Here is an 11,847-nt window from a genome sequence, read left to right as displayed (position 1 = left end):
GTCGACGCATGGCGCGTAGGGTGGACGGGTCTCCCGTCCACGCGTCCAGCCGGCGCTTGCCGGCCCGGTACACCTAGGGTGCGCTCCCCGAGCGCACCGCAAGTGGACGGGTCTCCCGTCCACGCGTCCAGCCGGCGCTTGCCGACCCGGTATACGCAGGGTGCGCTCCCCGAGCGCACCGCAAGCGGCGGCTATCAGGCCAGCTTCAACTCCCCATCCACCACCCGCGCCAGCCCCAGCGGGTTCTCGTCCTTCAACTCATCCGGCAGCAGCCCGGCCGGCACGTCCTGGTAGCACACCGGCCGCAGGAAGCGCTCGATCGCCGCCGCGCCCACCGAGGTGCTGCGGCTGTCCGACGTCGCCGGGAACGGGCCGCCGTGCACCATCGCGTGGCAGACCTCGACGCCGGTCGGGAAGCCGTTGAACAGGATGCGGCCGGCCTTGCGCTCCAGGACGGGCAGCAGGCGCGCGGCGAGCTGCCGGTCGGCCGCCGCGGCGTGGATCGTGGCGGTCAGCTGCCCCTCGACGTGGCGCGCCACGCGCAGCAGCTCGTCCTCGTCGCGGCACACGACGACCAGCGAGGCGGGGCCGAAGATCTCGTCTTCCAGCGCCGGGTTGGCGACGAAGGTGGCGGCGTCGGTCTGGTACAGCGCGGCGCGGGCGGCGCAGCCGGCGCCCTCGGCGCCGCCCTGGGCCACCAGTTCCACGCCGGCGATGCCCGCGCGGCGCGCCACCGCGCCCGTGTAGGCCGCGTGGATGCCGGCGCTGAGCATGGTGCCGGCGCCCTTGGCGCCCAGCGCGGCGGTCGCGGCGGCGCGGAACGCGTCGAGGTCGGGACCGGCCAGCGCGATCACCAGGCCGGGGTTGGTGCAGAACTGGCCCACGCCCAGCGTCAGCGAATCGACGAAGCCCTGGGCCAGCGCGGCGCCGCCGGCGGCCAGCGCGCCCGGCAGCAGGAAGAACGGGTTGATGCTGCTCATTTCGGCATAGACCGGGACCGGCACCTTGCGCGCATTGGCGGCCGCCACCAGCGCCAGGCCACCGCCGCGCGAGCCGGTGAAGCCGACCGCCTGGATCGCCGGATGGCCGACGAGGTCCTGGCCGACCTGGTTGCCTTCGCCGACCAGCATCGAGAACACGCCGTCCGGCATGCCGCAGTCGATGGCGGCCTGGCGGATCGCCCTGGCCACCAGTTCCGAGGTGCCGAGGTGGGCGTTGTGGGCCTTGACCACGACCGGGCAGCCGGCCGCCAGCGCCGATGCCGTGTCGCCGCCCGCGACCGAGAACGCCAGCGGGAAGTTCGAGGCGCCGAACACGGCGACCGGGCCGAGCGGGATCTTGCGCAGGCGCAGGTCGGGGCGCGGCGGCGTGCGCTGGGGCAGGGCGCCGTCGAGGGTCGCGGACAGGAAGCGGCCGGCGCGCACCACGCCGGCGAACAGGCGCAGCTGGTTCACGGTGCGGCCCCGCTCGCCCTCCAGGCGCGCGGCGGGCAGGCCCGATTCCTGGCCCGCGCGCTCGACCAGCGCCGGACCGAGGTCCATGATGCGTTCGGCGATCGTTTCCAGGAAGGCGGCGCGCTGCGCGAGCGGCACGGCGCGGTAGGCGTCCGCCGCGCCTTCGGCCAGCGCGCAGGCGGCGTCGACGTCGGCGCGCGACGCCAGGCCGAACGCGGGTTCGAGCGTGGCGCCGGTGGCCGGATTGAAGGCATGCGTGCTGCCGGAAGCGCCGCGCACGATGCGCTGGCCGATGATCATGTCGCCGTTGATGATGGTCATGGAATTCCCTCTCTGAAGCGGTCGGATGGCGAGGGCGGGGCGCCGTCGCACGTCTCCCTGTTGTTGTCGTGGCGTCGGCAGGATGCCGCGGCCAGAAGATTAACACTATTTGTTAGGCGCTACCATCGAGTGGACGCCATTTTTGCTGGGGATCGTGCCGGGAGGGCGTCCAACCGCGCGGGACGATAAAGCGTTGTGAAACCGGTTGCAGGACATGGCTGCGGCAGGCACATCGAATGGCCGGACGATGCGCGCGCAAGCGCGGCGTCACGTTGCATGCACGGTAGCACGCCAAATGCGCGGCAGTCTTGTATTGATATGCGTTAAGATTCGCGCCGCAGAGCCCGTTTCCTGTTCCAAAAAACAACAAATGTCACCGATATACTCCATCATGTCATGTTCTGAACTCGATTTCACGACGATTGCCACGCAAATCGGCGAAGTTGTGGAAGACGCATGGGAAACCTACTGTTAGCGCGAACATTTCGCTTGCCACGGCTGCGGTCATTCGCTTAGCATTTCCACAGATTTATAAGAACAAGCTAACAATAGCTACCAGGAGACCCATGCGATCCTCGATCTTCCGCCGGCACGGCGCGGGCACGCGCGCGGCATGCGCCGCCGTCGCCGCGCTCGCGCGCAGCGCACCGGCCGTCACGGTCGCGCTGGCGCTGGCGGCGGGCGGCGCGTGGGCCGGCGGCGCCGACGTCGACGCCGCAGCGGCCGTGCCGTCGCCGTCACTGCCGCGCGCCGTCGCATACCGCTGGGACAGCGTCGCGATCGGCGGCGGCGGCTTCGTCACCGCCGTGATCCCGAGCCGCGCCGCGCCGGGCGTCTTCTACGCCCGCACCGACGTCGGCGGCGCCTACCGCTGGGATCCGCAGGCATGGCGCTGGGTGCCGCTGCTCGACTGGGTGGCGCAGGACCAGGCCGGCTTCCTCGGGATCGATGCCCTGGCCATCGATCCGCGCGACGCTTCCACCCTCTACCTGCTGGCCGGCATCCAGTACCTGAACGGCGGGCGCACCGCCATCCTGCGCTCGCACGACGCCGGCAAGACCTTCGACATCGTCGACGTCGGCGCCCGGTTCAAGACCCACGGCAACGGCATGGGGCGCCAGGCCGGCGAACGTCTCGCCGTCGATCCGGCAGACGGCAAGCGCCTGTACGTCGGCACGCGGCGCGACGGCCTGTTCGTGAGCGGCGACGCCGGCAGCACCTGGACCCGGATGGCCGGCCTGCCGGTGACCGCCACGCCGAACGACGCCGGCATCCCGATCGTGCTGCCGGATCCGGCCAGCGTGGCGCGGGGGCGCGCGCAGCGCCTGTTCGCCGGCGTGTCGCGCTCCGGCAGCGGCGGGCCGAACCTGTACCGCAGCGACGACGGGGGCGAGCACTTCGCGCCGGTCGCCGGCGCGCCGTCCGACCTGATGCCGCAGCGCGCCGTCCTCGACGGCGCCGGCAACCTCGTCGTCACCTACGCGAACGGTGCCGGCCCGCATCCGGACAAGGACGGGCGCGAACCGATGGACCGTGGCCAGGTCTGGAAATACCACATCGCCAGCGGCAAGTGGACCGAGATCACGCCGCGCGGCTGGACCCGGCCGTTCGCCGGCGTCAGCGTCGATCCGTCGCATCCGCGCCGGCTGGTGGTCTCCACCATCAACACCTTCGTCGCGCAGGGCGACGCCCGGGGCGACCGCATCTTCGTCAGCAGCGACGGCGGCGCCAGCTGGACCGACGTGATCGGACGCGGCTTCGCGCGCGACGCCGCCGGTGTGCCCTGGCTGCAGGGCCACGGCATCCACTGGACCGGCTCCGTCGCATTCGATCCGGCCGATCCGCGTGCCGTCTGGGTCACGTCGGGCAACGGCGTGTTCCGCGCCGCCGACGTCGACGCCGTGCCGGCCACCTGGACCTTCACGGTCGCCGGCATGGAAGAGACGGTGCCGCTGGGCCTCGTCAGCATCCCGGGCGGCCCGCTGGTGTCGGCCATCGGCGACATCGACGGCTACCTGCACGACGACCCGGCGCGCCCCGGCCGCATCCACGCGCCGCAGATGGGCACGACGACGGGCCTGGACTATGCCGCGCGCAGCCCCCGCACGATGGTGCGGCTGGGCGACAGCATGTACCTGACCCGCGACGGCGGCGCGCACTGGACGAAGACGGCGTCCCTGCAGGGGCGGCGCGGCGTGGTGGCGCTGTCGGCCGACGGCGCGGTGTTGCTGCACGTGCCGGAACGCGCCGCCGTCGCCTGGCGCTCGGCCGACGGCGGCGCGCGCTGGACCCGGGTCGAGGGACTGGCGCGGGCCGGCCTGCGTCCGGCCGCCGACCCGGTCGATGCCGCCGCGTTCTATGCCTACGACCCGGAGAACGGCGCGCTGCTGGCCCGCAGCGACGGCGGCGCGCGCGTCGCGCCGCGCGCCAGCCGGCCTCCCGGCGGCGCGCCGCTGATCCGCCTGGCGCCCGGACGCTCCGGCGACCTGTGGGTGGCGCTGAAGGAGGGCGGCCTGGCCCATTCGGTCGACGGCGGCGCGCAGTTCGCGCTGCTGCCCGGCGTGTCCTTCTGCGGCGCGATCGGCTTCGGCAAGGCAGCGCCGGGCGCCGCGGCGCCGGCGATCTACATCTGGGGCACGGTGGCGAACGTGCGCGGCCTGCACCGCTCGCTCGACGGCGGCGCCAGCTGGGCGCGCATCAACGACGACGCCCACCAGTACGGCGGTCCGGGGGACGGCCAGTTCGTGGTGGGCGACATGAACCGGTTCGGCGTGGTCTACATGAGCACCGCCGGCCGCGGCATCGTCTACGGCAAGCCCGCCACCTGAACCGGGCGCCCCGACCATGCCGCAGAACCGCTTACGTAATCGATTTCACAGGCTGGCCGCGCTGCTCGCCCTGGCCGCGTGCGCAGCCGTGCCGAGCGCGCCGGCCGGCGCCGCACCGGAGCTGCTGCTGCGCTACGACCGTCCGGCGGCGGACAACGACACGGGCTGGGAACGCGAGGCGCTCCCGATCGGCAATGGCCGCATCGGCGCGATGGTGTTCGGCCAGCCGGCGCGCGAACACCTGCAGTTCAACGACATCACGCTGTGGACCGGCGACGACCGCACGATGGGCGCCTACCAGCCCTTCGGCGACCTGTTCGTCGCACTGCGCGGCCACGGCGACGGCATCCGCGGTTACCGCCGCACGCTCGACCTGGCGCGCGGCATCCACGCCGTCGCCTACGAGAAGGACGGGGTACGGTTCCGGCGCGAGGCCTGGGCCAGCAATCCGGCCCAGGTGATCGTGCTGCGCCTGACGGCCGACCGTCCCGGCCAGTACAGCGGCACCGTCGAACTCACCGACCGCCACGGCGCGCACATCGTGGCCGCCGGCCAGCGCCTGTACGCGACCGGCTCGCTGGCGGGCTGGGTGCCGCCGGGGGAGCAGGGCCGGTCGGCGCCGAGCACGAACGCGCTGAGCTATGCGAGCCAGGTGCAGGTGCAGCACGAAGGCGGCCGGGTGCGCGTCGAGGGCGAGCGCCTCGTGTTCTCCGGCTGCGACGCGCTGACGCTGGTGCTGGGCGCCGGCACCAGCTATGCGTTCGACGCCGCGCGCCGCTTCCAGGGCGCGCATCCGCTGGCGCGCGTGACCGCGCAGGTCGACGCGGCGGCGGCGCGCCCGCCGGCGCAACTGCGCGCCGAGCACGAACGCGATGTCGCCGCCCTGCTGGGCCGCGTGGCGCTGGACCTGGGCGACACCGCCCCGCAGCGGCGCGCGCTGCCGACCGACGCGCGCATCCTGGCCTACACGCGGGAGGGCAACGATCCGGAGCTGGAGGCGCAGTACTTCCAGTACGGCCGCTACCTGCTGGCGTCGAGCTCGCGCGGCGCGCTGCCGGCCAACCTGCAGGGCCTGTGGAACAACAGCCTGGCGCCGCCGTGGAACAGCGACTACCACACCAACATCAACGTCCAGATGAACTACTGGCCGGCCGACGTCGCCAACCTGGGCGAGACCGCGCAGCCGTTCTTCGACTTCGTGCGGGCGCTGGCGCCGGTGTGGCGGCGCGCGACCGCGGCCGCGTTCACGGCAGCGGACGGCCAGCCGGTGCGCGGCTGGACGCTGCGCACGGAATCGAATCCGTTCGGCGCCACCGGCTACCTGTGGAACAAGACGGCCAATGCCTGGTATGCGCGCCACTTCTGGGAGCACTACGCGTTCGGCGGCGACGAGGCCTTCCTGCGCGACGTCGCCTACCCGGTGCTGAAGGAAGCCAGTGCGTTCTGGCAGGACCAGCTGAAGGCGCTGCCGGACGGCCGGCTGGTGGCGCCGCAGGGCTGGTCGCCGGAACACGGCCCGGTCGAGGATGGGGTGACCTACGACCAGGAGATCGTCTGGGACCTGTTCGACAACACGGTGCGCGCGGCCACCGTGCTCGGCGTGGACCAGGAACTGCGGCGCACGCTGGCCGGGCTGCGCGACCGCCTGGCGGCGCCGCGCGTGGGCAGCTGGGGGCAACTGCTCGAATGGCTGGAGGAGAAGACCGATCCGGTCCTGGACACGCCGGCCGACACGCACCGCCATGTCTCGCACCTGTACGCGCTGTACCCGGGACGCCAGATCGACCTGCTGCGCACGCCGGCGCTGGCCGCGGCCGCGCGGCGCACGCTGGAGGCGCGCGGCGACGCCGGCACCGGCTGGGGCATGGCCTGGAAGATGGCGTTCTGGGCGCGCCTGCACGACGGCGCGCGCGCCCACCGCATGCTGCGCGGCCTGCTGGCCACGCCGGGCGCGCGCGCGGCGGAGCAGGCCGGCGCCGGCTCGGAACACAACAATGCGGGCGGTACCTACCCGAACCTGTTCGACGTGCACCCGCCGTTCCAGATCGACGGCAACTTCGGCGCCACCGCCGCCATCGCCGAACTGCTGTTGCAGTCGCAGGACGGCGAGGTCGTGCTGTTGCCGGCGCTGCCGCCGGCCTGGCCGGACGGCCGCGTGCGCGGCCTGCGGGCGCGCGGCGGCCTGGAAGTGGACATCGCCTGGAAGGGCGGGCGCCTGGCCGGCGCGACGCTGCGCGCGCGGGCCGGGACGGGCAGGGCAAGGGTGCGCTACGGCGCGCATGCGATCGACGTGGACGTGGCGCCGGGGCAGGACCGGACCGTCGCCGCGAGCGCGTTCGACAACCATTGATGAAGCCGGCCGTCAAGCAGCCGGCACCATGAAGCAGAGAGGGCGCCCGCAGGGACGGGCGCCATGACAGTCAACAGGAGACCGTAATGAAGCAATTCCAGAAAACCGCGATCGCCGTCGCGGCCGCCCAGATCGCCCTGCTCGCCGCCAACGCGGCCAGCGCGCAGACCGATGCCCAGGCCCAGGCCCCGCAGGCCGGCAACGTCGTGGTGGTGACCGGCCAGCGCGCGGCGCTGAACTCGGCGCAGAAGCTCAAGCAGAACTCGGACGAGATCGTCGACTCGATCGTCGCCGAGGACATCGGCAAGCTGCCGGACCGTTCGGTCACCGAGGTGCTGCAGCGCGTCGTGGGCGTGACCATCGACCGCACCATGGCCAAGGGCGACCCGGAGCACTATTCGGTGGAGGGGTCGGGCGTGACCATCCGCGGCCTGACCTATACCCGCTCGGAACTGAACGGCCGCGACTCGTTCTCGGCCAACGGCGGCCGTTCGCTGAACTTCGAGGACGTCCCGCCGGAACTGATGGCGGGCGTAGACATCTACAAGAACCCGTCGGCCGAGCAGATCGAGGGCGCCATCGGCGGGCTGGTCAACCTGCGCACGGCGATGCCGTTCGACTTCAAGGGCCGCAAGGTCGCCGCCTCGCTGTCGAACACCTATTCGGAACTCAAGAAAGGCAAATGGTCGCCGTCCGGCTCGGTGATGGTGTCGGACCGCTGGAAGACCGGCTTCGGCGAGGTCGGCGCGCTGGTCGACCTGGCGTATTCGGAAAGCGGCACCCGCACCGACGCGTTCCAGGTCGAGCCCTACTATCCGCGCAACGACGTCCAGCCGGGCAAGACGGTGTGGGTGCCGAAGGGCTCGCAGTGGCGCACGCTGGAGTTCAACCGCAAGCGCGAAGGCGCCTACGCGGCCCTGCAGTGGAAGAAGGACGCCACCCTGAGCTCCTCGCTGACCTACTTCAAGTCGAAGTACGAGATGCAGTGGGACGAGCAGGCGATCTTCTCGGCCGCCAGCCCGTACAACATCACCGTCGACCCGGGCGCGACATACGACGCCAGGGGCGCGCTGCTGAGTGGCGTGCTGCGCGACACGGTCGACGGCGGCATCGACTTCGGCGCCGACACCCGCTCGGCCAACCGCAAGTCCGACACCACCGACATCTCGTGGCACACCACCTGGCGCCCGAACTCGGCCTGGACCTTCGATGCCGACGTGCAGCGCATCAAGGCCAAGTCGCACAGCTTCGACTCGACCGTCGCCACGGCGATCAAGATGCAGCAGGAGAACCTCGACCTGCGCGGCGGCGTGCCGACGCTGACGTTCAGCGATGCCGACCGCGCCTACCTGGCCAATCCGAACAACTACTACTGGGCGTTCACCCAGGAGCACCTCGACCGCAGCGAGGCGGACGAATGGGCGCTCAAGCTCGATGCGAAATACGCGTTCGACCACCCGGTGCTGCGCGACGTGCGCTTCGGCGTGCGCTTCACCGACCGCGACGCGGTGACGCAGAACAGCAATCCGAGCTACAACTGGGGCGCCGTCACCCAGCCATGGCAGGGCGAGCTGGTCGACGCCAACGGCGTCAAGCACCTGGCCTACCTGGGCGATCCGCGCTTCGGCGGCCAGACCCAGGTGCACGACTTCAACAACTTCTTCAACAACAATACCAGCGTGCCGTCGCTGGTGTTCCCGAACGTGGCCCTGGCCACCGGCTATCCGGGCAGCTACGCGACGCTGCACGGCTACTACGACGTGCTGTGCAAGGAAGTGGCGGCGTCCAAGGGCGTGCCGGCGAGCTGCAGCACCTGGAACGCGGCCACGTTCGGCACCGACCCGGCGGGCACCAACTCGCAGAGCGAGAAGACCGGCGCCTTCTACACCCAGCTGCGCTTCGGCTTCGACGACTGGCGCTTCCCGGTGGACGGCAACGTCGGCATCCGCTACGTCCAGACCGACATGAAGGCGCGCGGCTACACCGTGTTCAACCCGACCGGCATCCCGAACGACCCGTCGAGCATCACCCAGGTCGGCCCGGCGATCCCGATCATCGCCGCGCAGTCGGCGCCGCGCGACTACGACAACAGCTACCACAACGTGCTGCCGAGCCTGAACCTGCGCATGAAGGCGACGGACAAGCTGCAGTTCCGCATGGGCGCCGCGATGGGCATCTCGCGCCCGGACTTCAGCCAGCTGCAGGGCTACACGACGCTGTCCGAAACCGTCGACTCGAGCCTGAACGCGGCCGGCACCGTGCGCACCGTGAACAACGTGGCGCTGACCGGTTCGAGCGAAGGCAATCCCAACCTGCGCCCGGTGAAGTCGAGCCAGGTCGACCTGACCGGCGAGTGGTATTTCGCGCCGGCCGGCTCGCTGACGGTGGCCGTGTTCAACAAGCGCCTGAAGGACATCATCATCACCCAGTCCTACGGCTATGCGCTGCAGGGACAGGACGGCAAGCGCTACGACTTCAACGTGACGGCGCCCGTGAACGGCGCGCGCGGCCATGCGCGCGGCGTCGAGATCGCCTACCAGCAGTACTTCGACAAGCTGCCGGGCTGGATGTCGGGCATCGGCCTGCAGGCCAACTACACCTACGTGGACAGCGCGCAGAAGCTGTACAACCCGGTGTTCTCGGCCTACTGCTCGGGCAGCGACGGCGGCACCGGCAACCTGAACCTGAACCTGAACGGTTGCGACGTCGACGGTCGCACCTTCGGCAACCTGCCGCTGCAGAACCTGTCGAAGAACTCGTACAACCTGGCGCTGCTGTACGACAAGGGCCCGCTGTCGGCGCGCCTGGCCTGGAGCTGGCGCTCGAAGTACCTGCAGGCCGTGAACGTCAACGGCACCCGCGGCACCGACGGCACCGACACCAATCCGAACAGCCCGACCGTCGGCCAGCGCAACATCGCCTGGGCGCTGCCGACCTGGGCGGACGATTTCGGCCAGCTCGACGCGTCGCTGTTCTATAACTTCACCGAGACCCTGTCGCTCGGCGTCGAGGCGCAGAACTTGACCGACGCCAAGTACAAGCAGCTGATGACGCAGGGGATCGGCGACAAGGGCCGCGCGTGGTTCGTCTCGGGCCGCCGCTACACGGCGTCGCTGCGCTACGCGTTCTAAGCAGCGGGGCGGGCGCCGCGGGCTGGTCCCGCGGCGCCCGCCCTCATCGATGTCGTCAACGCCCGTGAGGATACCAACCCGCATGAAGAACAACGCTCCACGCCCGCTCGTCCTGTCCGTGCTGCTCGCCGCGCTCGGCGCGGCCGGCGCCCATGCCGCCGAGATGCCGCGCATCGTCGAGAAGGACGGGCGCCACGCCCTGCTGGTCGACGGCGCGCCCTACCTGATCCTGGGCGGCCAGGCCCACAATTCCAGCAACTATCCCGCCGCGCTGGCGAAGGTCTGGGCCGCGCTCGAGGACGCGCACGCCAACACGCTGGAAATCCCGGTGGCCTGGGAACAGGTCGAGCCGAAGGAGGGCAGTTTCGATTTCTCCTACGTCGACACCCTGGTCGCCGAGGCCAGGAAGCACGACAAGCGCCTGGTGCTGCTGTGGTTCGGCACCTGGAAGAATACTGGCGCCGCCTACACGCCCGAGTGGGTGAAATTCGACAATGCGCGCTTCCCGCGCATGATCGACAAGGACGGCAAGACAAGCTACTGCCTGTCGCCGTTCGGCGACGCCACGCTGGCCGCCGACAGGAAGGCCTTCGTGGCGCTGATGGAGCACATCAAGCGCATCGACGGCGACCGCAAGACCGTCATCATGGTGCAGGTCGAGAACGAGGTCGGCACCTACGGCGTCGCGCGCGACTACGGCAAGCGCGCCGCCGCCGCGTTCGCGCAGCCGGTGCCCGCCGCCGTGCTGGCGCACCAGAAGCCGCCGGCCGGGCGCCCGGCGCGCGGATCGTGGCGCGAGGTCTACGGCGACTACGCCGACCAGTACTTCCACAGCTGGGCCATCGCCCGCTACATCGAGGAGATCGCCCGGGCGGGACGCGCCGTGTACGACCTGCCGATGTTCGTCAACAATGCGCTGCGCGATCCGCTCAAGGACCCCGCGCCGCCATGGAACAAGGATTTCGCCAGCGGCGGCCCGACCCACGACGTGCTGGGCATCTACCGGGCTGCGGCGCCGCACATCGACTTCGCCGGTCCGGACATCTACATGCCGGAGTCGAAGAAGGTCGACGCGATCCTGCGCCAGTTCCAGACGCGCGGAAATCCGCTGATGGTGCCGGAGATGGGCAACGGCGCCAGCTACGCGCGCTACGTCTACCAGATCGTCGGCAAGGGGGCCATCGGCGTGGCGCCGTTCGGCATCGACTACGCCGCGTACAGCAACTACCCGCTCGGTGCGCAAGCCACCGACCGGCGCATGGTCGAGCCGTTCGCGCGGATCTACGGCGCGTTCGCGCCGCTGCAGCGCCAGTGGGCCAGGTGGGCCTTCGAGGGCCGGACGTACGGCGTGGCCGAGGGCGACGACCGCGCCGCGCAGGCCGTCGAGATGACGGGCTGGAAGGCCACGCTGACGTTCCGCGAGTTCCAGTTCGGCGAGCGCGAATACCTGAAAGACAAGAGCGAGTACGCCCCCGGCACCGAACAGCCGTCCGGCGGCGTGGCGATCGCCCAGGTCGGGCCCGACGAATTCGTGCTGGTGGGCCAGCAGATCCGCGTCAAGTTCGCCGGCAGCGGCGCCAACGCCGGCAAGCCGTCGATGTTCGCGCGCGTCGAGGAAGGCCGCTTCGACGCCGACGGCAAGTGGGTCATGGAGCGCAACTGGAACGGCGACCAGACCGACTACGGGCTGAACCTGCCCGCGACGCCGACCGTGCTCAAGGTCCGGCTGGGCACCTACTAGACAACAGCGTCACGAGGAGACA

At 70.9% G+C, this 11,847-nt stretch carries 5 protein-coding genes; 4 read left to right on the top strand and 1 reads right to left on the bottom strand.

Features of this window, described 5'->3' with window-relative positions:
• Positions 1-194: 194 nt before the first annotated feature.
• Positions 195-1,775 (bottom strand): aldehyde dehydrogenase (NADP(+)), encoded by a 1,581-nt coding sequence (locus QZ749_RS24640; RefSeq protein ID WP_296952944.1) that lies wholly within the window; start codon positions 1,773-1,775, stop codon positions 195-197.
• A gap of 566 nt (positions 1,776-2,341) precedes the next feature.
• Here QZ749_RS24640 and QZ749_RS24635 point away from each other — a divergent pair.
• The 4 genes from QZ749_RS24635 (at position 2,342) to QZ749_RS24620 (ending at position 11,825) form a co-directional block, all read left to right on the top strand.
• A complete protein-coding gene (locus tag QZ749_RS24635; protein ID WP_296952941.1) occupies positions 2,342-4,603 on the top strand; it encodes an exo-alpha-sialidase in 2,262 nt (753 codons plus the stop codon).
• A gap of 16 nt (positions 4,604-4,619) precedes the next feature.
• Positions 4,620-6,953: a glycoside hydrolase family 95 protein gene (locus tag QZ749_RS24630; protein WP_296952938.1), complete on the top strand. Its 2,334-nt coding sequence runs from the start codon at positions 4,620-4,622 to the stop codon at positions 6,951-6,953.
• 86 nt (positions 6,954-7,039) lie between these two features.
• Entirely contained in the window at positions 7,040-10,084 is a 3,045-nt protein-coding gene (locus tag QZ749_RS24625; RefSeq protein ID WP_296952934.1) for a TonB-dependent receptor, read from the top strand.
• 82 nt (positions 10,085-10,166) lie between these two features.
• Entirely contained in the window at positions 10,167-11,825 is a 1,659-nt protein-coding gene (locus QZ749_RS24620) for a DUF5597 domain-containing protein (protein ID WP_296952932.1), read from the top strand.
• Positions 11,826-11,847 lie beyond the last annotated feature (22 nt).

The organism is uncultured Massilia sp. (assembly GCF_913773735.1).
GTDB lineage: Bacteria > Pseudomonadota > Gammaproteobacteria > Burkholderiales > Burkholderiaceae_D > Telluria.
The sequence above is the reverse complement of the archived record's forward strand: the minus strand, read 5'-3'. Positions and strand labels throughout refer to the sequence as shown.

What these genes read in the sequence shown, in the direction of transcription:
- QZ749_RS24640 (WP_296952944.1), bottom strand. Translation starts at nt 1,775, where the DNA reads ATGACCATCATCAACGGCGACATGATCATCGGCCAGCGCATCGTGCGC.
- QZ749_RS24635 (WP_296952941.1), top strand. Translation starts at nt 2,342, where the DNA reads ATGCGATCCTCGATCTTCCGCCGGCACGGCGCGGGCACGCGCGCGGCA.
- QZ749_RS24630 (WP_296952938.1), top strand. Translation starts at nt 4,620, where the DNA reads ATGCCGCAGAACCGCTTACGTAATCGATTTCACAGGCTGGCCGCGCTG.
- QZ749_RS24625 (WP_296952934.1), top strand. Translation starts at nt 7,040, where the DNA reads ATGAAGCAATTCCAGAAAACCGCGATCGCCGTCGCGGCCGCCCAGATC.
- QZ749_RS24620 (WP_296952932.1), top strand. Translation starts at nt 10,167, where the DNA reads ATGAAGAACAACGCTCCACGCCCGCTCGTCCTGTCCGTGCTGCTCGCC.